Genomic DNA, 25,341 nt, shown 5'->3' on the forward strand with positions numbered 1-25,341 from the left:
ACTTTGAGCACATGACCGTATCACTTCCCGACATCTCCTTGACCGAGACATCGCCGACATTGAGTCCGCTGCGATGGGTCGGTATGCAGGGAATCGACCTCCCTCTAACCGTGTCCGAACCCGGCTATCGCCGCGAGTTGCATGCGCGCGGCGATGTACAGGTCGATCTGCCCGCGCCACATATCAAGGGCATTCACATGTCCCGGCTGTACCGGCTGCTGGATGACCTGGGTGATGGCGAGGCACTGTCGCCGGTCGGTCTGCGCCGTTGTCTGCAGGCGATAGTGGAAAGCCATCGCGACTGCAACACCAGTAGTGCACGGATGCGGTTGCAGTTCGATTTGCTTGCTCGCCGCCAGGCACTTGTCACCAAAGGCCTTGCCGGCTGGAAGTCCTATCCGGTGCGTTTGGATGCAACGCTGAGGCCTGGATCTTTCTCGAAACAGGGGTTTTTCACTCTTCGCGCACAAGTGACCGTCGGCTACTCCTCGACCTGCCCATGCTCCGCCGCGCTGACGCGGCAACTGATTGAGCAGGGATTCACGCGGGCCTTTGCTGGTCAACCATCGGTCGAAGTGAGTGAAGTTGCCGATTGGCTGCGCCGTCACGCCACGCTTGCTACTCCGCATAGTCAGCGTAGCGAAGCTGTTGTTGGGGTAGATGTTGCCGCAGGTGCCCCAGACATGGGATTGCTGACATTGATCGACCGCATCGAGCAGGCCGTGGGTACCCCGGTGCAGACGGCGGTCAAGCGCGCCGACGAACAGGCGTTTGCGGCGCTCAATGGTCAAAACCTGATGTTCGTCGAAGATGCGGTGCGGCGTATTCAGGCCGCGCTGACTGTCGGCTATGCCCAGCCTCTTGTCCATGTTCGCCACCTGGAGAGTCTGCATCCGCACGATGCTGTGGCGTGGGCGGCTCCGGCCGCCGAAGGAGTGCTCGCATGACGCCAAAATCCTCCTTGATCCCCGTCACCCTGCTAACCGGCTTCCTTGGCAGCGGCAAGACCACCGTACTCAGCCATCTGGTGCGCCAGCCCGAGCTGGCCGACGCGCTGGTCATCATCAACGAGTTCGGCGAGATGGCGCTCGACCACCTGTTGGTCGCCCACAGCACCGAGAATCTGGTGATGGAGATGAGCAGCGGCTGCCTGTGCTGCACCATCCGCGGCGACCTGGTGCAGACGCTGCGCGACATCACCTGGCGCTTCTCGCGGGGCGGCCAGCGACAGTTCCGGCGCGTGCTGATCGAAACCACCGGCCTGGCCGACCCGGCGCCGATTATCCACACGCTGATGACCCATCCGCAAATCGCACCGAAGTACCGGCTCGACGGCATCGTGACGACGGTGGATCTGGCTGCCGGCATGCACACGCTGGACAGCCACCCCGAGGCCGTGAAGCAGGCCGCGATGGCCGACGCACTACTGCTGACCAAGGACGACTTGGCCACGGACGCACAGCGCACCGCGCTGCTGCGCCGCCTCGACGGCATCAACCCTGCAGCGCCACGCTGGACCGTGAGCAACGGCGAAATCGCCCCGGCCAAGGTGCTTGATCTGGGCTTATTCTCGGTGCAAGGCAAGGCTCCGGACGTCGAGCGCTGGTTGCGGGAAGAGGCCTATGCCGAATCCGCACCGCACGGTCATGCGCATGATGGCCTTGACCATCACCAAGGCCACCATGACCACGGCGACGACGACCGCCACCGTCACGGCCACGCGCATGGGCATGAGCACGACGGGCACGACGGGCACGACCACCATGACGTAAATCGCCACGACGATCATATCCGGGCCTTTTGCTTCGCGGTGGATGACCCGATTCCCGAGGAGATGCTGCCCGCCTGGCTGGACGTGCTGATGGCCTTCGTTGGCAGCAACATCCTGCGCGTCAAGGGCATCCTCAACGTCGAAGGACACGAGGCGCCGATCGTCGTCCACGGTGTGCAGCACATCTTCCATCCGCCGGTGCCGCTGCCGGCCTGGCCCGGTGAGGATCGCCGCTCGCGTCTGGTGTTCATCACCCGGGATGTGGATCGCGAAGCCATCGAGGCGACCTTCCAGGCCTTCCGGCAGGTATTACCGCAAGCCCTGGAGCGCGCCGCATGACCTCTCCCATCCGCCTCTACAACACCCTGGCGCGGGCCAAGCAGCCGCTGCGCACCGGGCTGCCGGATCGGGTCACGATGTACGTGTGTGGCCCGACGGTCTACAACTACGCCCACATCGGCAATGCCCGCCCGGCCGTGGTCTTCGACGTGCTGGCGCGGCTGCTGCGGCACCACTACCCGCAGGTGGTGTACGCCCGCAACTTCACCGACGTCGACGACAAGATCAACGCCGCCGCCACCGCCGAAGGCGTGCCCATCGGCACGATCACGGCCCGCTACATCGACGCCTACCACGCCGACATGCGTTCCCTCGGAGTGTTGACGCCCGACCTGGAGCCGCGTGTCACCGAGCACATCCCCGCCATCATCGACCTGATCCAGACTCTGGTTGCACGCGGCCATGCCTACGTCGAACAGGGGCATGTCCTGTTCCACGTGCCGTCCTGGCACGCGTACGGTCGCTTGTCCGGGCATCGCCCGCAAGACATGATCGCCGGGGCGCGGGTCGAGGTCGCGCCCTACAAGCGCGACCCGCTGGACTTCGTGCTGTGGAAGCCGTCCACGCCCGATCTGCCCGGCTGGAACAGCCCCTGGGGCCGCGGGCGGCCAGGCTGGCACATCGAATGCTCGGCCATGATCGGCCAGCACCTGGGCACCACCATCGACATCCACGGCGGCGGCCAGGATCTGATCTTCCCGCATCACGAGAACGAGATCGCCCAAGGTACATGTGCCCACGGCACCCTGTATTGCCGCACCTGGGTGCACAACAGCTTCGTCACCGTGGAGGGGCAGAAGATGTCCAAGTCGCTGGGCAACGTGCTGCTGGTGCGCGACCTGCTGACGCAGGCGCCGGGCGAGGCCATCCGGCTTGCGCTGCTGACCACGCATTACCGGCATCCTTTGGACTGGAACGCCCGGCGCCTGGCATCCGCACGGCACACCTTGACGCGCTTCTACCGCAGCCTGGAGAAGGTAGAACACCTTGCCGGCGCCCCCGATGCCGCGCCAGATAGCGAGGTGCTGGCGGCACTGGACAACGATCTCAACGTCCCCGGTGCGCTGGCCCGACTGCATGGTTTGGTGGCGGAACTGGACGACGCCAGCAGCGACGCCCAGCGGGCACCAATCAAATCTCGCCTGCAGGCCTCCGCACGCTTGCTCGGATTGTTGCAGCAAACGCCGGCCGTCGCCCTGGAGACCTCGCATGCGTCTGCTTCCGTGCAGATCCTGCCATCGCTCGACCTTGCCCGGATCGAAGCACTGGTGACCGAGCGCATGCAAGCGCGCCAACAGCGCGACTTCGCCCGCGCCGATGCCCTGCGCAAGCGACTGGCCGAAATCGGCATTCTGGTGCAGGACACGCCGCAGGGCAGCACCTGGACCGTGGCCGAGGAGGTGACGGCATGAAGCGCTGGCTTGGCAAGGTGGTGATCCTGCCGATTCGCGGCTACCAGTTGTTCATCAGCCCGATGCTTGGCCCGCGTTGCCGTTTTCACCCGAGCTGCTCGCAGTATGCGATCGAGGCAGTGCAGACGCACGATGCACTCAAGGGGCTGTGGCTGGCAGTAAGGCGCGTGCTGCGTTGCCATCCACTGCATCCGGGCGGCTACGACCCAGTGCCACCTTCCATAGGAAATGAGCATGAATCATCTTGATGCTGTGATCGCAGGGGATGGTGTCATCGACCTTGGTGTGTCACCGCAGTTTCATGACCGGACAGCCACCAGGCAATCTGCAGCCCTTGCACACAGCGCCCACCCACTACAGGCATAAAAGTCCCAACCACCAGAAAAGCCTCATGATCCGCAAGAACCCACGCGGCGATCTGCCGCGCATCCACCCTAGTGCCTTCATTGACCCGACTGCCATCCTGTGTGGCCTGGTGATCGTGGAAGAGAACGTCTTCATCGGCCCCTATGCAGTGATCCGCGCCGACGAGATGGGTGCCCAAGGGCAAATTGACCCCATTGTGATCGGCGCGCACTCCAACATCCAGGACGGCGTGGTGATCCACTCCAAATCGGGTGCGGCCGTCACCATCGGCCAGCGCACCTCGATCGCGCACCGCGCCATCGTGCATGGCCCCTGTACGGTGGGCGATAGCGTATTCATTGGCTTCAACAGCGTGTTGTTCAACTGCACGGTCGAGGACGGCTGCGTGGTTCGCTACAACGCGGTGGTCGATGGCGTCCACCTGCCGCCGGGCTTCTACGTGCGCTCCACTGAGCGCATCGGCCCGGACACCGATCTGGTCGCGCTGCCGCAGGTGTCGGCCGACGCCAGCGAGTTTTCTGAAGACGTGGCTCGCACCAATAACGAACTGGTGCGGGGCTACAAGAGCATCCAGAACGAGTTTTAACCCATGTCAGCTATGCCCGAATCCCCAGATCGGAATGCCATCACCGTCACTTTGCCGGACGGGTCGCATCGTCAGTTCGCTCACCCTGTTTCCATACTGGACGTGGCCCAGGCCATCGGCCCCGGCCTGGCGAAAAACACCGTGGCCGGTAGGCTCCATGACCGATTGGTCGATGCCAGCGACCTGATTGACCACGACGCCACCCTGCACATCATCACGCCCAAGGACGAGGAAGGGCTGGAGATCATCCGCCATTCCTGCGCGCACCTGGTGGGCCACGCCGTCAAACAGCTCTATCCGGCCGCAAAGATGGTGATCGGCCCAGTGATCGACGAGGGCTTTTACTACGACATCGCCTACGAGCGCCCCTTCACGCCCGAGGACATGGCGGCCATCGAGCAGCGCATGAAGGAGCTGATCGCCAAGGACTACGACGTCGTCAAACGCATGACGCCGCGCACCGAGGTCATCAAGCTCTTTCAAGAGCGCGGTGAAGACTACAAGCTGCGCCTGATCGACGACATGCCGGGTGAGACGCAAATGGGCCTGTACTTCCACGAGGAATACGTGGACATGTGCCGTGGCCCGCATGTGCCCAATACACGCTTTCTCAAAGCCTTCAAGCTCACCAAACTGGCCGGTGCCTACTGGCGCGGCGATGCCAGGAACGAGCAACTGCAGCGCATCTACGGCACCGCCTGGGCCGACAAGAAGCAACTCGACGCCTACATCCAACGCATGGAGGAAGCGGAAAAACGCGACCACCGCAAGCTGGGTCGCGAGCTGGATCTGTTCCATTTCCAGGAAGACGCGCCCGGAGCGGTGTTCTGGCATCCGCGCGGCTGGACGGTGTTCCAGGAACTGATCGCCTACATGCGCCGCCGCCAGCAGGATGCAGGCTACGTGGAAGTGAACTCACCTGACGTGATGGACCGCAGCCTGTGGGAAATCTCCGGCCACTGGCAGAACTACCAGCAGCACATGTTCACCACCGAGACCGAGGACGGCCGCTCGCTGGCGCTCAAGCCGATGAACTGCCCCGGCAGCGTGCTGCTGTACCGCCACGGCCTCAAGAGCTACCGCGACCTGCCCATCCGCATGGGCGAGTTCGGCAAGGTGCATCGCTACGAGCCGTCCGGCGCGCTGCACGGCCTGCTGCGGGTGCGCCACTTCACACAGGACGATGCGCACATCTACTGCACGCCGCAACAGATGGATGCTGAATGCCGCACCGTGGTGGCGCTGACGCTGGACATCTACCGCCAGTTCGGCTTCGAGGACGTGCGCATCAAGCTATCGACCCGACCCGACAACCGCATAGGCGACGACGCCACTTGGGATCTGCTCGAAGGCGCGCTGGTGCAAGCGCTCCATGGCATGGGGCTGGCCTATGGCATCAACCCCGGTGAGGGCGCGTTCTACGGCCCCAAGCTGGAGTTCGTGCTGCGCGACGCCATCGGCCGCGACTGGCAGTGCGGGACCTTGCAGGTGGACATGAACCTGCCCGAGCGCTTTGGCATCGAGTACGTCGATGAAGTTGGCCAGCGCAAGCGCCCGGTCATGCTGCACCGCGCCCTGTTCGGCTCGCTGGAGCGCTTCACCGGCATCCTGATCGAGCACCACGCTGGCAAGCTGCCCGCCTGGCTGGCACCGGTGCAGGCGATGGTGCTGTCGATCACTGAGGCACACGCCGCTTACACGGAAGACCTGGCGCAGCTGCTGCGCGGCGCCGGGCTGCGCGCCGAGGCCGATGTTCGCAACGAAAAGGTGGGATACAAGATCCGCGAGCAGACCTTGCAGCGCACCCCCTTCCTGCTGGTAGCCGGGGCCGAGGAGGTCGCAACCGGCACCCTCGCCCTGCGTACGCACGATGGCAAGGATTTGGGCACGCTGGGCGTGGCCGAGGCCATCGCTTTCCTGCGCGCGCAGACCGAGGTGCCAGACGCGACCGCGCGCCAGGCGGCACAGGCCGAACGGCTGCTGCGACTGGTTGCAGCGCCATCGCGGACAACCACACCGTCTGAGGCCGTGTCAGCATGACCGCAGTGGATGGCCTTGACCTCCGCGCCCGGCTGGCGCGCCGCCATGCCGATCTGCTGGTGCAAGGCGGCACCGTGTTGATGCCGAGTGGCCCTGAACGCATCGATGTGACCTGCGTGGCGGGCCGCATCGTCGCGCTGGGTGATCTGCGTGGCACATGGAGCGCCGATACCGTGCTGGACGCCACCGGCCTGCATGTGCTGCCCGGCGTGATTGACAGCCAGGTGCATTTTCGCGAGCCGGGCCTGACGCACAAGGAAAACCTCGAAGCCGGCACGCGCGGTGCAGTGCTGGGCGGCGTCACCGGCATCTTCGAGATGCCCAACACCAGTCCGCTGACGCTCACACCGGCGGATTTGCAAGCCAAGCTGGATTCGGCCAGCGGCCGTGCCTGGTGCGATTACGCCTTCTACATCGGCGGCTCGGCCGTCAACGCCGAGCGGCTGGCCGAGCTGGAAAACCTGCCCGGCTGCGCCGGCGTCAAGGTGTTCATGGGCAGTTCGTTTGGCGACCTGCTGGCCGACGACACCGAAGTGCTGCGCCGCATCCTGCGCCATGGCCGCCGCCGCATGGCCGTACATACCGAGGACGAAGCCCGGCTGCGCGAGCGCAAAGCACTCGTCGAAGCCAGTGGCGACGTGCGTCAGCACCACGTTTGGCGCGACGTGGAGAGCGCATTGATGGCGACGCAGCGCATCGTGCGGCTGGCCGCCGAAACCGGCCGCCGGTTGCACGTGCTGCACGTCTCCAGCGCCGAGGAAATCGCCTTCCTAGCCGGCCACAAGCGTCGCGTCACGGTGGAAGTCACGCCCCACCACCTGAGCATGCATGCGCCCGAATGCTACGAGCGCCTGGGCAGCCTGGCGCAGATGAACCCGCCGGTGCGCGAGCAGCGCCACCAGAATGCGCTGTGGCAGGGCATCCGCGACGGTGTGGTCGATGTGATCGGCAGCGACCATGCGCCGCATACGCTGGTAGAGAAAAGCAAACCTTATCCGCAATCGCCCAGCGGTATGACTGGCGTGCAAACCCTGCTGCCGCTGATGCTGGGCCACGTAAACGCTGGCCGCCTGAGCCTGCAATGCCTGGTCGATCTCACCAGTGCTGGCCCCGCCCGCATCTTTGGCATCGAAGGTAAAGGTCGCATCGCGCTGGGGTACGACGCGGATTTCAGCATCGTCGACCTGCGGGCGCGCCGCACCATCCGCAAGGACTGGATCGCCAGCGTCAGCGGCTGGACGCCGTATGAGGGCCTGAGCGTCACCGGCTGGCCCATCCATACCATCGTGCGCGGCCATGTCGCTGTGCGTGACGAGGCGCTGGCCCAGGCCTCTCCGCAAGGCCAGCCACTTGCCTTTCTTGACGTCAATCTACGGAGCCCATGACATGCCTCGGTCAGTGCTGTGTACCTTCTTTATGATGCTGCTGTGGATGCTGCTCGCTCCGCAGGCCCTGGCCTATGCACCCAACGCCCAGGGCGGCGCCGCGCCAGCGCTGCGGCAGGCCTTGCAAACCCTGGCGCTGCACTCCAATGCCGCGCTGCTGCTTGACGCCGAATCAGGCGAGGTGCTGTTTGCCAAGGACGAGCGCCATGCCCGGCCGATTGCGTCGATCACCAAACTGATGACGGCCCTGCTGATCAGCGAGTCCCGGCTCGACATGCAGGCCGTCATCACGATCACCGATGCGGACGTTGATCGAATCAAGCGCTCCTCCTCACGTTTGCCGGTCGGCACGCGCCTGTCGCGCAGGGAACTACTGCAACTGACACTGATGAGCAGCGAGAATCGTGCGGCCCATGCCTTGGCGCGCACGCACCCGCAAGGACTCAAGCGCTTTGTCGAGATGATGAATGCGCGAGCCATGTTGCTGGGAATGACCAGCACGCGCTTTGCTGACCCCACCGGCCTGTCCGATGCCAACCGATCCAACGCCCATGATCTGGCGTTGCTGGTGGCTGCCACTCGCTCCGATTCCATGATCAGCGTCATGTCCGTCACACCGCAGCACGACATCCGGCTAGCTTCTCGCCAGTTGCATTACGTCAACTCCAACGCATTGGTCCGCTATGCCGAGGACATGACCATTGCCCTGCAGAAAACCGGTTACATCCGTGAAGCAGGTTATTGCCTGGTCATGCAAATCAATGTTGACGGCCACACCTATACCTTGGTGTTACTCAATGCCAACAGCGCCAAAGGCAGATTGGCCGACGCTCGCCATATTCATGCACGCCTGGCCGCGCATGTACCAGCCCCTGCGGACCCTATTTATCAGCAGTGGCTGCAGTGGCAAGCTGCATCAGTGGATGCCGGTACGGGCGAATGATCGCATCCATACCCCTTTTTGAACACGCTCTGTATTCCGCCAGTACATCTCAGCAAGGAGTTTTGAATGAGCCAAGCCACCTCTCAGGGCCCCCTCTTGGACGTGCAGTTTGCCCCACGCCTGTCCATCGACCAGGTGGAAGAAGGCCAGCAGTTTGCTCCGAAGTTTGACGCGCACGGTCTGATCGCCTGCGTGACCACCGATGCAACCAGCGGCGAGGTACTTATGCTGGGCTATATGAATCGCGACGCCTTGAAGAAGACCATCCAGACCGGCGAGGCGCATTATTGGAGCCGCTCGCGGCAAGTGCTCTGGCACAAGGGTGCCACCAGCGGGCTGGTGCAGAAAATCCGCGAAATCCGGGTGGACGATGACCAGGACGCGATCTGGCTGCGGGTGGACATCGACGGCGGCGCAAGCTGCCATGTCGGCTATCGCTCCTGCTTCTACCGCATCGTGCCTCATGAGGCCTGTGCGGCGCAGCCACTGGTGTTCGCCGAAAGCAAGAAGGTGTTTGATCCGGTTAAGGTCTACGGTGATGCCCCCAACCATACACAGCTCTGACGAAGCCCGCTGGATGCAACTGGCGCTTGATTAGACGGGTGGCGTGACTGCCATGGACATTGCTCAAGTTCCATGAGATATCTCATGGCCGCACAAACCATCGCCGCGCCCCCCCCCTTTTCAAGCCGTACACATCAAGGGCAGAGGTACTTGGAGTTAAACGTCGGGGGCTTGGCGCTGGCCGCTTACAACGCCTAGCCTGGCGCCGTCCGCCGGCACAAGGGGATTCCACCCTACTGCGAGACGCAGCAGCAGTATGTGGTCAAGGTGCTGACCCTGTACCGCCAGTTCGCACTGGTGGACGCGCAGTTGGCCAGTGCGCGCTGAAGTGACGACGTAGGTTAGACTGAATTACCATATTAAAGTTGGTTATTTGGCCGCGATAATTAATGAAGGTGCGTATAAGTCTTCCGCAGAATTGGCGAGCAACGGAGACCCCTTCCCACCAGCAAGTGCTTCAACAAAGGATTGGCCAACAGCCATAGGGAAATAGTTGTGATCTCGCAAAATGTATGCGGGATAGGTACAAAGGAGACGCCCCTTTAGTTCATCGTAGTGGTCGGGATATGCCATGACCAGTGAATGATGAAATGTTGCCTCGATGATTTGACCACTGTCTATCGTCAGCCAGGCGTGAATATTGATTCCGGCTTTACCTAGCCGTGCATATTCAGTCAGGTCAATTCCACCCCCCTTAATCCATTCAGTCAAATCGTTCCAGCTTGGGTCAAAGACTGGGTGGTCCTTCTTCCATATCTGGCCAATGGTGACACTCACGTTTCGCCCGAGAGCCTGGCTGATGATTGGAGCCATAAAGTGGCACCATTTCATGCATTGAAATGCCGAATATTCAAAACCAGGAACGCCAGCCGCTTCAAGCGCCGGGATGATTTTTGATAGATCACCTTCATCTACAGGCTGCTTATTCCAGCGCCAATTGAAATTGGCCATGGATAAATCATAATGCCTTGAAAATTTGATGGCTTGCATGAAATTGGCATTGTAATCACCAAGAATATGAAATGATGGAACAGGTAAATCAGGTCGATTTGATTTCCTGAATAGTCCAAAAAACCCCATGCCATATCTCCTTCGTATGGTGATGATAGGCGCAAAGGCCATGATGACTGGAGCTACGCCATCATTTCCGTCTTGTCAAGCCGAACCCCCCTCGCACGTGCAACGGGGTTTCGGCTTGAGACAGTTTTCTCTGATTGCAACACTGGCAGGCACTGGCGATGCACACCTGTGCATCCGAGGTCCGGCCCATCGCGCGCGTTGATTGCAACACCGCTCGGTTGGCTCGGGATGACCCATTGTCCAACTGTCGGGAGTTGTCATGGCGCCAAGCCACTCACTCAAATCCAAAGCATCCATCGCCGCGCTGGTCGTCGCAACCCTGACCGGTTGCAACAGCGTCAGTCTTGATCCCAACGCCACCGATGGCGCGTACATCGTGCATCAACCTGCTCCGCAGGCGCAGCGGCAGGAGGCTCCAGCACCGCAGCAACGCGTGAGCCGCTACACCACGGCTGAGGCTCGCCCCGATGCCGGGGTGATCGAGCCTCTGCAGGCTGTCGTGCAGATCACCTATCCGCGTGACGTGCGCACCATCGAAGCCGCCCTCGACTACACGTTGATGAGGAGCGGCTATTCGCTGGCCCTGCCCTCCACCGTTGAGCAGCAGCGTTTCCGGGGTCTGCCACTGCCAGAATCGCAGCGCACCCTGGGCCCATACACCGTCGAGCAGATCCTGCACATGCTGCTGGGCACCGAATGGCAGCTCGTCATCAACGCGCCACAGCGCGTCGTCGGTTTCGTCGAGCCGCCCTCCCCGATCGGGTCTGCCTCACTGCCCACGCCGTCGCCGGCAGTAGCGCCTGTGGCCGCTGTGCCGGTGCCTGCCTCAGCTGCCTCATCTGTATCGGCTGAACCTGTGACCGTAGCCCCGGTCGCTGCGAGCAACGCGTCAACGTCCGCAGCCCCCACCAGCTCGCCGATTTCTGCTGTCCCTGTCAAGGCCTCAGCGACATCCACTTCCGCATTTCCGCCTGCGGCGTCTGCGCAAGCCGATTCGGGCGAAGTCTCCGCCGAGCCCTCATCCAGCACCCCGGCAGCGCGCTGGGACGTGCTGCTCACCGACGTGACCCTGGCGCAGACCTTCCTGCGCTGGGGCAAGGATGCCGGCTACCGCGTCAAGTGGGATGCCGCCAAGCACGTGCTCATCGGCGCGCCCGACACCTACCAGCGCCTGAGCTTCGAGGATGCGGTCACGGCCGCGCTCTCCACGCCTGGCATCCAGCACAGCGAATACCCGCTGGAGGCCTGCTTCTATCCCAACAACCCGCCACTGGTGCGCATCACACGCCGCGGTGAGCATGCCGGCCTCGGCCTGCTTGAGGAAGCCGATGATCTGTTCCTCGCTGAATCTGCTCTTCTTCATGTCCGTCATTCTCCTGGGGGTTGGCGGACTTCACTAACTTCAGACTGGTACGGCTGTTGGGGGGCAGGTCACTTGACGCTCATCATTTCCAGCTGAGCCTCCTTGATATTTCCAACAGAGGGACACTTTTATCTGGGGTTCAGGGGCCATTACTTACTGTTCGAGGCTCACAGGCTCAAGTGCAATACGCCCATCTCGCTATAATTAAGAATAGTTTTCACTACCATAGAATCACGGGTCTTGATCGGGTGCCTCAATCACGCGATCTGGCTTGCCCCACGCGATCCCATCCCCGCGTAGCCACCAGCCGCGCATTGATGCTCTCGCGCCCATGTCCATCGATCCCCTTGCACTCTCGCGCTACCAGCAATATTTTCAGCGCGTAGACTCGCCTTTCGAAGAACTGCCGACCGCCTCGGACTGGCGCGGTGCCAGCAGCACCTCCAGCGCCGTGCAACGCCGCTATCGCGTGCGCGCAGGCGCAGGCGCAGGCTGGTTCGACATGCATGCTTTCGGTGATCGCATGGCCATCAGCCGCCTGCAGTGCAGCTTCACGCAGTCGCGCGTAGAGCATTACCAAGACATTCCCGACACCATCCGGCTCAGTGTCGTGCTCAACTGCGACCATGGCGCGCATGTGCGTGCGAGTGAAAAAACACTGGCGCAGCCTGGCGACATCCGCGTACGCAACGGCAACCCCGGTCCGGTGCTGCATGCGGTGGTTCCCGACGTCATGCGCACGGGCTTGGCCATCGATCTCAGCCGCGACATGATCGAGACCTTGGGCGCGCAGGGCTGTGATCTTTCCCATCTTGGCCTGCCTGGCTCATGCAGCCTGCTACGCGCCGATACCCCAGTGGCATTGCGCCTGCAGACACTGGGCCAGCGCATGATGGCGCTGCATACCGATGCACACCTGCTGGCAAAGATCGAACTGGAGACGCTGGGGCTGGAGTTGATGCTGCTTGCGCTCAAAGGCGAAGACCTGCGAGCGGTTACCGCCGCTGCCGGTGCCCGCGCCGCAGCGGCGCGCCGGCACTGGGGTGTGGCCGTGGACGACGCCATCGACATCCTCCAGAGCGAATGGCGGCATCCGCCCACCATTGCCGAACTGGCGCGCCGCGCCGGCATCAATGCCTGCTATCTCAAGGAGTTCTTTCGCCAGCGGACCGGCATGACGATCGCCGACTACCAGCGCCATTTGCGCATGCGCCATGCCAGAGACATGCTCGAAAGCGGCGCCTACACGCTCCAGCAACTGGCGCACGCCTGCGGCTACGCCCGCACGGACAAGTTCTCCATTGCATTTCGGCGTGCCTGGGGGCAATCGCCCAGTGGCTTGCTTGGCAGCGCCAGAAGTGCGCGTTAAGCATCGGGCAGAAATAGAACCACCAATAAGATCGATTTCTATTTTCTTCCAGGGGGCTAGTTCTTGCCGATGAGGGGCTAAGCAGCTAGAGAGCAACAGGACACTTGCGCTTCGCTGCAAGCCCTCTCTCTCGCAGGAACGCGATGCCGAGACGTTCTGCGCGCGCCCTTAAGCACATCGGCTGGCGGCGGCAAGATCACTCGCCAAGCAGCAGCAACCTGCCCAACCCTCGTCTTCTCCCTCTTGCGACAAGGATTTCATGGAGAGGTCATTCTCTACCATCAGTTACACCGACGATTACATCGCCGCCCGCCAGATGCTGGACGTGTCGCGGGTGATTGCGGCCACCGATGCGGGCGTCTACGGCAACGCCAACCTGATCGACAAGACCCACATCGACGCCGCCAACACCCGTACGTTGCCGGGCCCCACTCTGTTGGGCCTGGGCCTGGGCCTGGGCCTGGGCCTGCGCTGGCGCACCGACGTGGCCGGACGGCCGCCAGTGTTGCGCGGCACGGTGCAGAACGTCACCAACAAGGCTTATTGGGCCGGTTCGCTGGGCTCCGGCCTGGGTACGCCGCATACCTTCGTGCTGCCAGCCAGCATGGATTTCTGAGAACCACCATGACCGTCCCCACGTCTCCTCCCGATCCGGGCCAGCGCCTGACCGCAGCGGCCCAAGCCGTCTGGCGCCAGGCGCCGCTGGTCTCGCGCATAGCCGCCGCGCTGTTCGGCGGCTATGCGCTGGCTGCGCAGTTCTCCATCGCCGCCCTCGCGCTGCCGTTGGCGCCATCCGAGGCCGCCTTCACCGGCATGCTGGGCAGCTTTCTGGTCTATGCGATCGCGGTGATCTGGGTGTTCGCCGTGCGCAGCGCCTGGCGCGCCTGGGCCGGTCTGCTGGTGGCCGCCGTCGTGATGCTTCCGTTCACCTGGATGGCCGTGCAGGCCGGCGCAAGTGGAGGTGCCGCATGAGCAACGTCAGCACGCCACAGCCCGCAGCCGCCGAAGCAGCAGCATCGGCGCCCTCCGTCAAGCCGTTGAAACCGGTGAAGAAAGCCGCCAAGGCGCCAGGGCTGCGCCAGACCATGTCCGACCTGCACATCTGGACCGGCCTGCTGGTCGGCTGGATTCTGTATGCCGTGTTCCTGACCGGCACGCTGGCATTCTTCCGCGACGAGACCTCGCTGTACATGCGCCCGGAGTTGCCCGCCGCGCAGCAGCGCGAAGCCGCGCCGGTCGTCGCGCAGCGCCTGGCCGACCACATCCTGGCCAGCTCGCCCAACGCCTCGCAGCTCAGCATTTCACTGCCGACCGAGCGCAACCCGACCGCCTCGGCCTTCGCCCGCAGTGCCGAGGGCGGGCGGCGCGGCTTTTCCAGCGCCACCTACGACCCTGCCACGGCAGAAAAGCTCGATGCCCGCGAAACGCGCGGCGGCGATTTCTTCTACACCTTCCACTTCAACCTGCACTACATGCCCGCGCTGTGGGCGCGCTGGCTGGTGGGCTTGTGCGCGATGTTCATGCTGGTGGCCATCGTCAGTGGCGTGATCACGCACAAGAAGATATTCACCGACTTCTTCACCTTCCGCTGGGGCAAGGGCCAGCGCGCGTGGCTGGATGCGCACAACGCGCTGTCGGTGCTGGGCCTGCCGTTTCACTTCATGATCACCTGGAGCGGCCTCATCACGCTGATGGTGCTGTACATGCCCTGGGGGCTGGAGCACCTGCCTTCTCAGGCCGACCGTGCCGCGGTGACGGGCGAGATGCGCTTCTTCCTGCCACCGGCGCGCCCGGCCGGCACGCCTGCAGAGCTGGTCGCCATCAATGGGCTCGTCGAACAGGCCGAGGCGCGCTGGGGCGCTGGCCATGTTGGTGCCGTGCAGATCGCCAACCCCGGCGATGCCAACGCCCGCATCGCCATCGTGCGCCAGCAGGCCAGCCGCGTCTCGACCACGCCGAACTACCTGCTGTTCGATGGCGTCAGCGGCGATCTGACACGCGCCAAGGATGCCTCCGGCCCAGTCGCCACCACGCAGGGCGTGCTCTATGGCCTGCACCTGGGGCGCTTTGCCGATCCGGTGCTGCGCTGGCTGTACTTCCTCGTCAGTCTGGCCGGCACGGCGATGGTCGGCACCGGGCTGGTGTTGTGGATCGTCAAGCGCCGTGCCAAACTGCCCGACCCGGACAAGCCCTACTTCGGCTTCTGGCTGGTCGAGCGGCTGAACATCGGCGCCATCGCCGGGCTGTCCGTCGCTGTGCCCGCCCTCTTCTGGGCCAACCGGCTGCTGCCGCTGGAACTGGCCGAGCGCGGCAACTGGGAAATCCACTGCTTCTTCATCGCCTGGGCGGGCGCGCTGGCCTGGGCCTTCGTACGGCCCGCCAAGCGCGCCTGGGTCGAGCTGCTGTGGCTGGCCGCTGCGCTGCTGGCGGCGCTGCCGCTGGCCAACTTCCTGCTGACCGACCGCAATGTGCTCATCAGCCTGTGGACGGGCGATTGGGTCTTCGCCGGCTTCGAGCTGACGCTGCTGGCGTTTGCCGCTGCGCACGCCTGGCTGGCGATTCGCACCTTGCGGCACCAGCCCAAGGCCAAGCCAGTGCGCAAAACCATGGCCAAACCCACAGCCCCGAAAGTCGCCAGGGCCGAGCCCGCCACCGCAGAGCCGGCCGGGGAACACGCATGAACGCCGCCAACTTCGCCGGGTGGGAGCACCTGCTGGTCTTCGTCAATTGTCTGGCCGGTTTCGCCTGTCTGGCGCTGGCGATGGACCGGCACCAGAGCGACCTGTTCGGCCGCGAGCTGGCACCCAAGACCACACGCCTGCTCCGCATGGCCGGCTGGCTATGGCTGCTGGCCGCGCTGTGGCTGGCGGTGGCGCGCATGGGCTGGAGTTTCGGCCTAACGGCCTACAGCGGCCACACCAGCGCGGCGGCCGCCCTCGTCTTCATTGCCCTGCTGATCTGGTGTCGCCGCCAGGAGCTGATCCAGCAACGCGCCAAGGCCCAGGCACAAGCCCAGAAAGCGGCCAAGGCGGCGGCAGCCAAGGCAAATGCCACCGATTCAAGCGGTGCCGCAACACCCGATGCGGCGCATTCCTGACCGTCTTTTTCCATTGTTCATTCCAAGGAGTTCCAACATGAAAAACACCCTGATTCGCCTGTCGCTGTCGGTCTTCGCCGCTGCGGCCATGGCCGCCTGCTCCAGCAACCCTACGCAGTCGAGTTCGGCATCCGTGGCCGTTTACCAGCCCGTGCAAGCCGAGCAGATCTTGCGCCAGGAACTGGCCGTCGGCGTCTATGAACTGGCCTATTCCGCACGCCAGAATGCCGTATTCGCCGCAGCGTCGGGCGGCTTTGGCCCCGAGTCGGATCCTTCCAAGGTCTACCGCCTTGACCCTGAAACCCTGCAGGTGCAGGCCGAAATCACGCTGCCGCGCAACGGCTTCGGCGTCGGCCTGGACGATGCGGCCAACCGCCTCTACGTCGGCCACACCACCGAAGGCGCGGTCAGCGTGATCGACACGCAAACCAACCAGGTGCTGACCACCATCCCGTTGGCCGAGAAGGTCAAGTCCAAGACTCCGGATGGCAAGGAAGTCGAGGGCTATCCGCACAGCTTCCGCGAAATCGTCATCGCCAGCGCCAACCACCGCGCCTTCATGCCCGGCTTCGGCTTTGGCGGCAGCGCGCTGTACGTGGTCGACACCAAAAACCTGAAGCTGGAAACCGTGCTGCCCAACTTCGGCTTCGTCGCCACCGGCGTGACGCTGGATGCCGCCAACCACCGTCTCTACGTCTCCAACCTGCAGGGCCAGATCATCACCGTCGATACGCGTAGCCTGCAGGTGCTGGGCACCGCCGAGACCGAGGGCGACCAGTTGCTCAACCTCGCGCTAGATGCCGCCAACAACCGCCTGTTTGCGACCGACCAGGGCCACGAGCGCATCGCCGCGATGTGGGACCGCGCCCTGCCCGGCTACCAACCCAGCGGCACTGGCAGCCAGGTCGTGGTCGTGGACACCGCCAGCGGCCAGACGCTGCACAAGCTGCCCACCGGCCAGTACCCGATTGCGCTGCTGTTCGATGCGCCGCGCCAGCGCTTGTTCGTCACCAATCGCGGCGCCGGCACTGTCACGGTGTTCGACACCCGCAGCTACGCGCTGCTCGACACCATCGCCTTGCCCACACACCCCAACAGCCTGGCCCTGACGCCAGATGGCAAGGCTTTGTACGTCTCGGTCAAGGCCGGCCAGGACGACCCGAAAGGCAGCAAGGACAGCATCGTGCGCATCGCGCTGGATTGATCGCAACCGCTGAAACAGAGAACCCATCATGCACGCATTCAACCGCCGCCATGCCGTGGCCATCGCCACTGCCGCCTTGCTGACCAGCCACGTCGGCTTGAGCTGGGCACAGACCACCGTCACCACGCTGCCCGAAGTCGCCGTCACTGCCGATACGCCAGCAACCGACGCTCCCACCGAGAGCAGCGACAGCTACACACAAGAGCAACCCGCCAGCACCGTCACCAAGCTGCCGCTGACGCAGCGCGAGACGCCGCAGTCCTACACCGTCATCACGCGCCAGCGCATCGACGACCAGGCGCTGGACACGCTGGGCGACGTGCTGGAGCAAACGCCAGGTATCTCGGTCGACTCCGGCGGGCCGCTGGTGGGCAGCTACATCGGCTACTTCTCGCGCGGCTACCAGATCACCAACTACCAGATCGACGGCGCCATCAGCCACGCCAATGCGGTCGGCGGCAGCGGCGGCTGGACCAGCATCAGCTCGCTGGATACCGCGATCTACGACTCCATCACTGTGCTGCGCGGTGCCAGCGGCCTGCTCAGCGGCTCGGGCGATCCGGGCGGCAGCATCAGCCTGGTGCGCAAGCGCCCGACGCGCGAGTTCCAGGGCGCATTGCAGCAAAGCCTCTCGCGCTGGCAGCAAGCCCGCACGGTGGCCGACTTTGGCGGTTCTCTGAACCAAGCCGGCAGCCTGCGTGCCCGCGTCGTCGGTGCGTACGACCAGGGTAAATCGTGGGTCGACCGCTACGAGGCCGACAAGCACACGGTCTACGGCGTGCTCGAAGCCGATCTCAGCCATGACACCCTGCTGCGCCTGGCCGCCGAACACAACCGCGAGGATGGCAAGAATGCCGCAGCCTTCACCGCCTTCGAGACCGCATTCACCGATGGCACGGCCACGCCATTCGGCCGCAGCGACAACGCGCTGACCGACTGGAGCCGCTACGAGTCCGACCGCACCAGCCTGGCCGCAACGCTGGAGCACCGCTTCAACGACGACTGGCAAGCACGTGCCAGCGTCAACCATAGCCGCTACGACAACTCGCAACTATTCGGCTACGCCGGTGTGCGTCAGCCCTCGCCCGATGGCACGGCCGACCTGATGATCCGCTTTGGCGACACGGAGCAAACCGTCGACACCGTGGATGCCAGCCTGAGCGGCACATACGCGCTCTGGGGCCGCAGCCATGACCTGATGGCCGGCGTCAACGGCTCCGACTCCAAGGCCGATTCGCTGGGCAGCGCCACCAGTTGGGCCGCCACGCGCGTGGACGTGCTGGGCTGGGATGGCAGCTACGCCCTGCCCGATCTCTCCGCCGTGCGCACCAGCGACACCCGCACCGAGATCAAGCAGTGGGGCGCCTACCTGGCCACCCGCCTGCGCCCGCGCGATGACCTGGCCATCATCGTCGGCGGCCGCCTGAGCGAGTGGGAAACCACCCGCCGCAACCTGCAGACCGGAGCCATCACCGACGACCGCAAGGAAAGCACCGTCTTCACGCCCTACGCCGGCGTGGTGTTCGACCTGAACGACCAGCTCTCGGCCTATGCCAGCTACTCGACCATCTTCAATCCGCAAAGCTACGAAGACGTCAACGGCAACGTGCTCGACCCGGAAGAGGGCAAGAACTATGAGTTGGGCCTGAAAGGCGAATGGTGGGGCGGGCGCCTGAACACCAGCGCTGCCGTGTTCGAAGTGCGCAAGGACAACCTGGCCATTGCCGATGGCAGCAACCTCACGCCCGATGGTGGTCAGGCCTACACCGCCGCCGACCAGACCAAGGGCCGTGGCTGGGAGCTGGAAGCCAGCGGCGAAATCGCCCGCGGCGTGCAACTGCAAGGCGGCTACACCCGCGTCGTCACCCGCGCCAGCGACGGCACGCGGCTGAACACCGTGCGGCCCAAGCACCAGCTCAAGCTATTCGGCACCTGGGCACCATCCGGCGCACCCGGCCTAAGAGTGGGCGGCGGCATGACCTGGCAAAGCGAGATATACAGCAGCAACGCCTCGTACGCGAACGTGGACCGTTCATTGATCGGCCAGAAAAGCTACGCCGTGGTCAACCTGATGGCCGCTTACCAATTGGACGACCACTGGCACTTCAGCCTGCACCTGGACAACGTCTTTGACAAGAGTTACCGCACCATGGTGCTGGGCTCGGCGCGCCACACCTATGGCGCGCCACGGCATGTGTCGGCCAGCGTGAAGTACCAGTTCTGAGCCCTTTGATCTGGAGCGCGCCTGCCGTGCCCTCGCCAGCATTGCCTGATGCACCACTCTCCCCTGGCGGGAGAGGGGTGCATCAGGCTTAACGCACATCGGCTTGCAGAACCGCTCTTTTCCACGCAAGGATTCCCCATGCAAGGCCTCCTGACGCTTGCCATCACTACCCTGTCGCTGGCCGCACTGACGGCCTGCAGCACCGCGCCCTCCCTCACGCAGAACGCCACCATGCCAGCCACTGCCATCGAAGCCGCCTACGCCCCGGTCACCGCGGAGGACATCCTGCGCGTGCCGGTCGCCAGCGACCTCGTCGAGCTGGCCTTCAGCCCCCGCCAGCAAGCGGTTTTCGTCGCCGCGCCCGATTGGGAGGACGAAACCCGCTCGCGCGTGCTGCGCCTGGCGCCCGATACGCTGGCCGTGCAGGCGGAGATTGCGCTCAATGGCAAGGGCTTTGGCGTGGCGCTGGACGATGCCGCCAGCCGGCTCTACGTGACGCAGGGCTTCAACGGCGCCATCAGCGTGGTCGATACCGCCAGCAATCGACTCATCAAGCAGATCCCGCTGATGGAGAAAGTCCATTTCGCCAGCGAGTTCAAGCGCCTGAACTTCTCGGAAATACGCAGCGACTTCCTGCTAAAGGCGCTGGAGCGCTTCAAGATCACCGAGGACTATCCGCACAAGGTGCGTGAGATGGTCGTGGACACGAAACGCCACCGCCTGTTCGCCCCCGGCCTCGGCCTGGGCTTCGACAGCGTGCTGTTCGTCATCGACACCCGCACGCTGACGCTGGAGAAGGTCATCGAAGGCTTTGGCTACAACGCCGTCGGCATTGCGCTGGACGAGGCGGGTGGCCGCATCTTCGTCGCCAACATGGCCGGGCAGTTGATGGTGGTCGATGCCGACACGCTGGCGCTGAAGAAAACGCTGGAGGTGCAGGCCGACCAGTTGCTCAATCTCATCTACGACCCCGAGCACAACCGCCTGTTCGGTGTCGACCAGGGCATCGACCGCGACGACTGGCGCCACAACCACCTGGAGCGCGAGTACCGGCACCGCAGCGAAGGCCACCGCCTCTTCACGCTGGACGCCGACGCTGGCACCGTCATCTCCAACCTGCCCACCGGTGAGGTGCCGATCGGTCTGCGCTTCGACGCGGCGCGCCAGCGCCTCTACGTCACCAACCGCGCCGGCGTGCGCGTAGCCACGGGCAACGGCTCGATCAGCGTGTTCGACACCGCCGCGTACCAGCCGCTGCAAACCATCGCGCTGCCGCCCCACCCCAACAGCCTGGCACTGGACGAAGCCGCCAACGTGCTTTACGCCACGGTGAAGAACGATGGCGGCACCAAGCAGGCCAGACAGCCAGAGCACGTGGCGCGCATCCGCCTGTCAGCGCGATGATGGCATGGCATTCGGCAACATCCAGTTCTCCATCCGCTCTTGCCCGCTGCAAGGTTGATACCACCATGCGCCTCATGCACTGGCTTCGTGCCACCCTTGTTGCAGCTGCCATGCTGGCCGCCGCGCTGGTGCTCACGGCCTGCGGTCGCCAGCCCACCGACCATGTGCCGACCCCGGCACCCCAGCAGCAGCCAGAGGACATGGGCACGGCAGCCTGGCCGCGCAGCTTCCACAACGCCGATGGCAGCACGACGCCGATTCCGGCGCGGCCCACGCGCATCCTCTCGACCTCGCCGACGCTGACCGGCACCTTGCTCGCCATCGATGCACCGGTGGTAGCCAGCGCGACGCTGGTCGATGGCAGCTTCCTCGGCCAGTGGGCGGCGCTGGCCCAGGCGCGCGGCGTCGAGAAGCTGTGGCCGGCCGGGCGCATGGACCTCGAAGCCGTGCTGGCGGTGGCGCCGGATCTGATCGTCGTCTCCACTGGCGGCGCCGACTCCACGCTCGCGCACGTGCAGCAGTTGCGCTCGGTGGCGCCGACCATCGTGCTCGACTATGGCGGCGAGCCCTGGCAAAGCCTGGCGCGACAACTGGGCCAGGCCACCGGGCACGAAGCCCAGGCCCAGGCGCGCATCACCGCCTTCGATGCCTACGTGGCGCAGGCCCGCCAGCAACTGCAACTGCCGGCCGGGCAAGCCAACATCGTCAGCTACAACGGCCCCGCCATCAGCAACCCCGTCGCCACACCGGAAGGCCCGCACGGACGCCTGTTGAGCGCACTGGGCTTTCGCATGGAGGCGCCCGATCCGGCCTGGCACAGCAGCGCCGAGAGCGCGCGCAACTTCGTCTGGGCGCCTTACGAAAAGCTGCCCAGCCTGCGGGCCGAAACCACCTTCCTGCTGCGCGGCGACGACAGCCGCGCCGCGGCTTTTCTCGCAGATCCGGTGCTGGCCAACCTGCCGTCGGTGCGCAATGGGCAGGTCTACGGCCTGGGGGTGCATTCGTTTCGGATCGATTACTTCAGCGCCACGGAAATCGTCGATGGCATGGTCGAGCGCTTTGGGCGCTAATTCTTCGCCAACGCGCTGGCGCACCGCGGCCTGGCTGCTCGCCAGCGCGCTGCTGGCGACACTCGCGCTGGCCAGCCTGTGCATCGGCAGCGAGTGGCTGAGCCCGCGCGTGGTCTGGCAGGCCCTCTGGCAATTCGATCCGCGCAACCCGCACCACCTGCTGCTGCACCACCTGCGCCTGCCGCGCACGCTGCTGGCCTTGCTGGTCGGGGCCGCGCTGGCCGTCGCCGGCACGCTGATGCAGGCCCTGAGCCGCAATGCGCTGGCAGAACCCGGCATCCTCGGCGTCAATGCCGGCGCGGCGGCCGCCATCGTGCTGGCGATGGCGACGCTGGGCGTGTTGCACCCTGGCGCGATGCTGGCTTTCGGCCTGGCCGGGGCCGCCGCCGCAGGCGCGGCGGTCTACCTGCTCGGCGGCTTGCGGCACGGGCTGGAGCCAACGCGGCTGGTGCTCGCGGGCGCCGCGCTGTCGGTGGTGTTGCTGGCGTTCACGCACCTGGTCACGGTCAACAGCACCGATGAAGTGTTCGACCATTTCCGCCACTGGGGCAGCGGCGCCTTGCAAGGCCGTGGCCGCGACGTGCTGTGGCCGGTCGCCGCGCTCATCGCGGCCGGGCTGCTGCTGGCCAGGGTGCTGGCACCAGCGCTGGATGCCGCATCCCTGGGCGCGGAGCTCGGGCTGGCGCTGGGCAGCCGCACGACGTTGACCTGGGCGCTGGCGGCGCTGGCCGTGGTGGTGCTGGCTGGCGCTGCGACGGCGGCCGCCGGCCCGATCGTTTTCGTCGGACTAACCGCACCGCATCTGGCACGCGCCTGGGGCGGGCACAGCCACCGGCGCCTGCTGCCACTGGCAGCGGGGCTGGGCGCGCTGCTGGTGCTGGCCGCCGACGTACTGGGCCGGCTGGTGGCACGGCCCGGAGAAGTCGGCGTCGGCATCATGGTGGCGCTGGTCGGTGCGCCGCTGTTCATTGCCCAGGTACGGCGTGGTCGCTTTGCACAGCTATGAGGCGTCGCTCCATGCCCATGACCGCCGCTACCCTTCTACCCGGAGTGGTGTTGCGGCATGGCCGCTACAGCGTGCGGCTGCAGCCGCGCCTGCTGCTGGTCTGCGCGCTGTTGCTGCTGGCCATCTGCGCCTGCAGCCTGCTGCTGCTGGCAACGGGCCGGCTGCCGCTGGCACCTGGCGAAGTGTTGCGTGCGCTGGCCGGGCAGGAGCAGGCCGACGCCATCGCCCACCGCGTGGTCTGGCAGATCCGTCTGCCGCGCATCGTCACCGCCTTGTCCGCCGGTGCGGCGCTGGGCATCTCCGGGGCAATTTTCCAATCGGTCTCGCGCAATGCGCTGGGCTCGCCGGACGTGATCGGCTTCACCACGGGCGCGGCCACGGGGGCGTTGGTGCAAATCATCGTCTTCGGCCAGCAGCAGCCGCTGGCCGTGGCGCTGGCGGCGGTGCTGGCGGGTTTGCTGACGGCGCTGGCGGTCTATCTGCTGGCTTGGCAGACAGGCGCCGTCGCGAGCTACCGGCTGGTACTCATCGGCATCGGTGTCGGGGCTCTGCTGGGTGCGGTCAATGGCTTACTGCTGGTCAAGGGCGGACTGGATCAGGCGGTGCAAGCCAATCTATGGCTGGCAGGCTCCCTGGATGCCCGCACGTGGGCGCATGCACTGCCCGTTGCTTTGGGCACATTGGTGCTCACGCCGCTGGTGCTGTGCGCTGCCCGCCCATTGCACCTGCTGGAAATGGGCGACGACCTGGCGCGCCAGTTGGGAGTGGTGGCCGAGCGCACCCGCCTGCAGATGAGTGCGTGCGCCGTCGCCCTGGCGGCACTGGCAACCGGCGCGGCTGGCCCGATCGCGTTCATTGCGCTGGCAGCGCCGCAGTTGACCTTGCGCGCCACCGGCGCCTCGCGCCTGCCGGTCGTCAGCGCTGCGCTGATGGGCGCCTTGCTGCTGGTGCTGGCAGACCTGCTGGTGCAGCACCTGCCCATCGCCATGGCCGTGCCGATCGGCCGGGTCACCGGCATACTGGGCGGCCTCTACCTGGCCTGGCTGCTTGGACGCAGGCGCTGAAACACCCTGTCATGACCCACTCCCCGCCCATCCTGCAAGCCTGCGGCCTGCGCGTGCAGCTAGGCCATCAACCCGTGCTGGACGGACTCGACCTGGTGCTGCCCGAGGGCCGCATCACCGCCGTCATCGGCCCGAATGGCTGCGGCAAATCGACCCTGCTGCGCAGCCTGGCACGGCTGCTCAAGCCCCAAACAGGCCAAGTGCTGCTCGACGGCCAGGACATCCACCGCCTGTCGACGCGCGAAGTCGCGCGCCGCCTGGGGCTGCTGCCACAGTCGGCCCAGGCGCCCGCAGGCATCCGCGTCGCAGAACTGGTGGCGCGCGGGCGCTTTGCGCACCAAGGCCTGCTGCGGCAATGGAGCGAGGCCGATGCGCGCGCGGTCGAGCAGGCGATGCACGCCACGTGCGTGGCAGAACTGGCCGAACGCGCCGTCGACACGCTCTCTGGCGGCCAGCGCCAGCGCGTCTGGCTGGCGCTGGCACTGGCGCAGCAAACCTCCGTTTTGCTGCTCGATGAACCTACGACCTATCTCGATCTGGCCCACCAGATCGAGATCCTCGAACTCTGCCGCACGCTCAACCGCGACGACGGGCGCACCCTGGTGCTGGTGCTGCATGACCTGAACCAGGCCGCCCGCTATGCCGACCATCTGGTGGCCATGAAGGACGGCGCCATCGCCGCCAGCGGCCATCCCGACGCAGTGTTGACGCCCGAGGTGCTGGCACGCGTCTTTGGGGTCAATGCCCGCATTCTGCGCGACCCGCTACATGGCACGCCACTGATCTTGATCGATGGCCTAGGGCGTGTCATCCATCACCAAGGGGTCGCGCGAGCGGATAAAATTCGTCCAATCTAGGCGCACAGTGCAGCGCGTATGTCGATACGTGCAAGGTGTGCAACGATGAGTGGGCGAATTTTGTCCACTCGCCCTTCGGGTTGGAGCCAGAAAGGGCCGCCCGCAGCGTTGGCAGTCCTCGCAAGGCATCAAGCCTTGCTGCGGCTGCTGCCTCGCGCTCGGCCCTTTCTGGCTCCAACGCGACCCCTTGGTGATGG

The 25,341-nt window shown here is 64.9% G+C and carries 22 protein-coding genes and 2 pseudogenes; 22 read left to right on the top strand and 2 right to left on the bottom strand.

What is annotated here, in order from left to right; all coding sequences use genetic code 11:
• Window positions 1-11: 11 nt before the first annotated feature.
• The 9 genes from folE2 (at window position 12) to hisI (ending at window position 9,406) form a co-directional block, all read left to right on the top strand.
• A complete protein-coding gene (gene folE2 / locus EV687_RS02895; RefSeq protein ID WP_122226359.1) occupies window positions 12-947 on the top strand; it encodes a GTP cyclohydrolase FolE2 in 936 nt (311 codons plus the stop codon).
• Window positions 944-2,110: a CobW family GTP-binding protein gene (locus tag EV687_RS02900; protein ID WP_122226360.1), complete on the top strand. Its 1,167-nt coding sequence runs from the start codon at window positions 944-946 to the stop codon at window positions 2,108-2,110. Before folE2 ends, EV687_RS02900 begins: the two co-directional genes overlap by 4 nt.
• On the top strand, window positions 2,107-3,522 hold the full coding sequence (gene cysS / locus EV687_RS02905; RefSeq protein ID WP_122226361.1) for a cysteine--tRNA ligase: 1,416 nt from the start codon (window positions 2,107-2,109) through the stop codon (window positions 3,520-3,522). The genes EV687_RS02900 and cysS overlap by 4 nt, the downstream gene beginning before the upstream one ends.
• Window positions 3,519-3,770, top strand: a complete 252-nt coding sequence (gene yidD, locus EV687_RS02910; protein WP_122226362.1) for a membrane protein insertion efficiency factor YidD — start codon at window positions 3,519-3,521, stop codon at window positions 3,768-3,770. Before cysS ends, yidD begins: the two co-directional genes overlap by 4 nt.
• Before the next feature lie 143 nt (window positions 3,771-3,913).
• Window positions 3,914-4,474 carry a gamma carbonic anhydrase family protein gene (locus EV687_RS02915; protein WP_122226363.1) on the top strand — a complete coding sequence of 187 codons (561 nt, stop codon included), beginning with the start codon at window positions 3,914-3,916 and terminating at the stop codon, window positions 4,472-4,474.
• Window positions 4,475-4,486: 12 nt separating this feature from the next.
• The gene (gene thrS / locus EV687_RS02920; RefSeq protein ID WP_341273243.1) at window positions 4,487-6,514 is read left to right on the top strand and encodes a threonine--tRNA ligase; all 2,028 of its coding nucleotides are present in this window, start codon (window positions 4,487-4,489) and stop codon (window positions 6,512-6,514) included.
• Complete coding sequence (locus EV687_RS02925) at window positions 6,511-7,899, top strand: dihydroorotase (RefSeq protein WP_122226365.1); 1,389 nt, start codon at window positions 6,511-6,513, stop codon at window positions 7,897-7,899. The genes thrS and EV687_RS02925 overlap by 4 nt, the downstream gene beginning before the upstream one ends.
• Entirely contained in the window at window positions 7,811-8,842 is a 1,032-nt protein-coding gene (locus EV687_RS02930; protein ID WP_122226366.1) for a D-alanyl-D-alanine carboxypeptidase family protein, read from the top strand. Before EV687_RS02925 ends, EV687_RS02930 begins: the two co-directional genes overlap by 89 nt.
• A gap of 66 nt (window positions 8,843-8,908) precedes the next feature.
• Entirely contained in the window at window positions 8,909-9,406 is a 498-nt protein-coding gene (gene hisI / locus EV687_RS02935; RefSeq protein WP_122226367.1) for a phosphoribosyl-AMP cyclohydrolase, read from the top strand.
• 369 nt (window positions 9,407-9,775) lie between these two features.
• On the opposite strand, the gene EV687_RS02945 is transcribed toward hisI, so the two are convergent.
• Complete coding sequence (locus tag EV687_RS02945; protein WP_130466431.1) at window positions 9,776-10,486, bottom strand: hypothetical protein; 711 nt, start codon at window positions 10,484-10,486, stop codon at window positions 9,776-9,778.
• Between the two features lie 259 nt (window positions 10,487-10,745).
• Between EV687_RS02945 and pilL2 the strand changes: the two are divergent.
• A pseudogene (gene pilL2 / locus EV687_RS02950) lies at window positions 10,746-11,714 on the top strand (PFGI-1 class ICE element type IV pilus protein PilL2); the annotation flags it as partial.
• Between the two features lie 18 nt (window positions 11,715-11,732).
• Here the strand turns inward: pilL2 and EV687_RS19365 are convergent.
• A pseudogene (locus tag EV687_RS19365) lies at window positions 11,733-11,849 on the bottom strand (IS3 family transposase); the annotation flags it as partial.
• A 331-nt stretch (window positions 11,850-12,180) separates the two neighbouring features.
• Here EV687_RS19365 and EV687_RS02955 point away from each other — a divergent pair.
• The 12 genes from EV687_RS02955 to EV687_RS03010 all read left to right on the top strand — a co-directional run bounded on the left by EV687_RS02955 (window position 12,181) and on the right by EV687_RS03010 (window position 25,144).
• A complete protein-coding gene (locus EV687_RS02955; protein ID WP_122226369.1) occupies window positions 12,181-13,218 on the top strand; it encodes a helix-turn-helix transcriptional regulator in 1,038 nt (345 codons plus the stop codon).
• 259 nt (window positions 13,219-13,477) lie between these two features.
• Complete coding sequence (locus tag EV687_RS02960; RefSeq protein WP_122226370.1) at window positions 13,478-13,834, top strand: hypothetical protein; 357 nt, start codon at window positions 13,478-13,480, stop codon at window positions 13,832-13,834.
• Window positions 13,835-13,842: 8 nt separating this feature from the next.
• A complete protein-coding gene (locus EV687_RS02965; protein ID WP_122226371.1) occupies window positions 13,843-14,190 on the top strand; it encodes a DUF3649 domain-containing protein in 348 nt (115 codons plus the stop codon).
• 113 nt (window positions 14,191-14,303) lie between these two features.
• Window positions 14,304-15,899 (top strand): PepSY-associated TM helix domain-containing protein, encoded by a 1,596-nt coding sequence (locus EV687_RS02970; RefSeq protein WP_423201068.1) that lies wholly within the window; start codon window positions 14,304-14,306, stop codon window positions 15,897-15,899.
• A complete protein-coding gene (locus EV687_RS02975) occupies window positions 15,896-16,315 on the top strand; it encodes a DUF3325 domain-containing protein (protein ID WP_122226373.1) in 420 nt (139 codons plus the stop codon). The genes EV687_RS02970 and EV687_RS02975 overlap by 4 nt, the downstream gene beginning before the upstream one ends.
• Window positions 16,316-16,352: 37 nt before the next feature.
• On the top strand, window positions 16,353-17,519 hold the full coding sequence (locus EV687_RS02980) for a YncE family protein (RefSeq protein WP_122226374.1): 1,167 nt from the start codon (window positions 16,353-16,355) through the stop codon (window positions 17,517-17,519).
• A gap of 28 nt (window positions 17,520-17,547) precedes the next feature.
• Entirely contained in the window at window positions 17,548-19,743 is a 2,196-nt protein-coding gene (locus EV687_RS02985) for a TonB-dependent siderophore receptor (RefSeq protein WP_122226375.1), read from the top strand.
• 138 nt (window positions 19,744-19,881) lie between these two features.
• Entirely contained in the window at window positions 19,882-21,147 is a 1,266-nt protein-coding gene (locus EV687_RS02990; RefSeq protein WP_242612439.1) for a YncE family protein, read from the top strand.
• Between the two features lie 65 nt (window positions 21,148-21,212).
• A complete protein-coding gene (gene fepB, locus EV687_RS02995; protein WP_207226366.1) occupies window positions 21,213-22,217 on the top strand; it encodes a Fe2+-enterobactin ABC transporter substrate-binding protein in 1,005 nt (334 codons plus the stop codon).
• Window positions 22,189-23,223 (top strand): FecCD family ABC transporter permease, encoded by a 1,035-nt coding sequence (locus EV687_RS03000; protein WP_122226376.1) that lies wholly within the window; start codon window positions 22,189-22,191, stop codon window positions 23,221-23,223. The genes fepB and EV687_RS03000 overlap by 29 nt, the downstream gene beginning before the upstream one ends.
• Before the next feature lie 11 nt (window positions 23,224-23,234).
• On the top strand, window positions 23,235-24,287 hold the full coding sequence (locus tag EV687_RS03005) for a FecCD family ABC transporter permease (protein ID WP_242612440.1): 1,053 nt from the start codon (window positions 23,235-23,237) through the stop codon (window positions 24,285-24,287).
• Window positions 24,288-24,298: 11 nt separating this feature from the next.
• Window positions 24,299-25,144, top strand: a complete 846-nt coding sequence (locus EV687_RS03010) for an ABC transporter ATP-binding protein (RefSeq protein WP_122226378.1) — start codon at window positions 24,299-24,301, stop codon at window positions 25,142-25,144.
• Window positions 25,145-25,341 lie beyond the last annotated feature (197 nt).

The sequence above is a fragment of the Corticibacter populi genome (assembly GCF_004217315.1).
Lineage (GTDB): Bacteria > Pseudomonadota > Gammaproteobacteria > Burkholderiales > Burkholderiaceae_C > Lampropedia > Lampropedia populi.

Excerpts from the sequence above, each read along its gene's own strand:
- EV687_RS02900 (WP_122226360.1), top strand. The coding sequence starts at position 944 with ATGACGCCAAAATCCTCCTTGATCCCCGTCACCCTGCTAACCGGCTTC.
- EV687_RS02990 (WP_242612439.1), top strand. The coding sequence starts at position 19,882 with ATGCAAGGCCTCCTGACGCTTGCCATCACTACCCTGTCGCTGGCCGCA.
- EV687_RS02930 (WP_122226366.1), top strand. The coding sequence starts at position 7,811 with ATGTCGCTGTGCGTGACGAGGCGCTGGCCCAGGCCTCTCCGCAAGGCC.
- EV687_RS02915 (WP_122226363.1), top strand. The coding sequence starts at position 3,914 with ATGATCCGCAAGAACCCACGCGGCGATCTGCCGCGCATCCACCCTAGT.
- EV687_RS03010 (WP_122226378.1), top strand. The coding sequence starts at position 24,299 with ATGACCCACTCCCCGCCCATCCTGCAAGCCTGCGGCCTGCGCGTGCAG.
- fepB (WP_207226366.1), top strand. The coding sequence starts at position 21,213 with ATGCGCCTCATGCACTGGCTTCGTGCCACCCTTGTTGCAGCTGCCATG.
- EV687_RS03000 (WP_122226376.1), top strand. The coding sequence starts at position 22,189 with ATGGCATGGTCGAGCGCTTTGGGCGCTAATTCTTCGCCAACGCGCTGG.
- EV687_RS02965 (WP_122226371.1), top strand. The coding sequence starts at position 13,843 with ATGACCGTCCCCACGTCTCCTCCCGATCCGGGCCAGCGCCTGACCGCA.
- EV687_RS02960 (WP_122226370.1), top strand. The coding sequence starts at position 13,478 with ATGGAGAGGTCATTCTCTACCATCAGTTACACCGACGATTACATCGCC.
- EV687_RS02980 (WP_122226374.1), top strand. The coding sequence starts at position 16,353 with ATGAAAAACACCCTGATTCGCCTGTCGCTGTCGGTCTTCGCCGCTGCG.
- EV687_RS02945 (WP_130466431.1), bottom strand. The coding sequence starts at position 10,486 with ATGGGGTTTTTTGGACTATTCAGGAAATCAAATCGACCTGATTTACCT.
- EV687_RS03005 (WP_242612440.1), top strand. The coding sequence starts at position 23,235 with ATGCCCATGACCGCCGCTACCCTTCTACCCGGAGTGGTGTTGCGGCAT.
- EV687_RS02955 (WP_122226369.1), top strand. The coding sequence starts at position 12,181 with ATGTCCATCGATCCCCTTGCACTCTCGCGCTACCAGCAATATTTTCAG.
- yidD (WP_122226362.1), top strand. The coding sequence starts at position 3,519 with ATGAAGCGCTGGCTTGGCAAGGTGGTGATCCTGCCGATTCGCGGCTAC.
- cysS (WP_122226361.1), top strand. The coding sequence starts at position 2,107 with ATGACCTCTCCCATCCGCCTCTACAACACCCTGGCGCGGGCCAAGCAG.
- EV687_RS02925 (WP_122226365.1), top strand. The coding sequence starts at position 6,511 with ATGACCGCAGTGGATGGCCTTGACCTCCGCGCCCGGCTGGCGCGCCGC.
- EV687_RS02975 (WP_122226373.1), top strand. The coding sequence starts at position 15,896 with ATGAACGCCGCCAACTTCGCCGGGTGGGAGCACCTGCTGGTCTTCGTC.
- thrS (WP_341273243.1), top strand. The coding sequence starts at position 4,487 with ATGCCCGAATCCCCAGATCGGAATGCCATCACCGTCACTTTGCCGGAC.
- hisI (WP_122226367.1), top strand. The coding sequence starts at position 8,909 with ATGAGCCAAGCCACCTCTCAGGGCCCCCTCTTGGACGTGCAGTTTGCC.
- folE2 (WP_122226359.1), top strand. The coding sequence starts at position 12 with ATGACCGTATCACTTCCCGACATCTCCTTGACCGAGACATCGCCGACA.
- EV687_RS02985 (WP_122226375.1), top strand. The coding sequence starts at position 17,548 with ATGCACGCATTCAACCGCCGCCATGCCGTGGCCATCGCCACTGCCGCC.
- EV687_RS02970 (WP_423201068.1), top strand. The coding sequence starts at position 14,304 with ATGTCCGACCTGCACATCTGGACCGGCCTGCTGGTCGGCTGGATTCTG.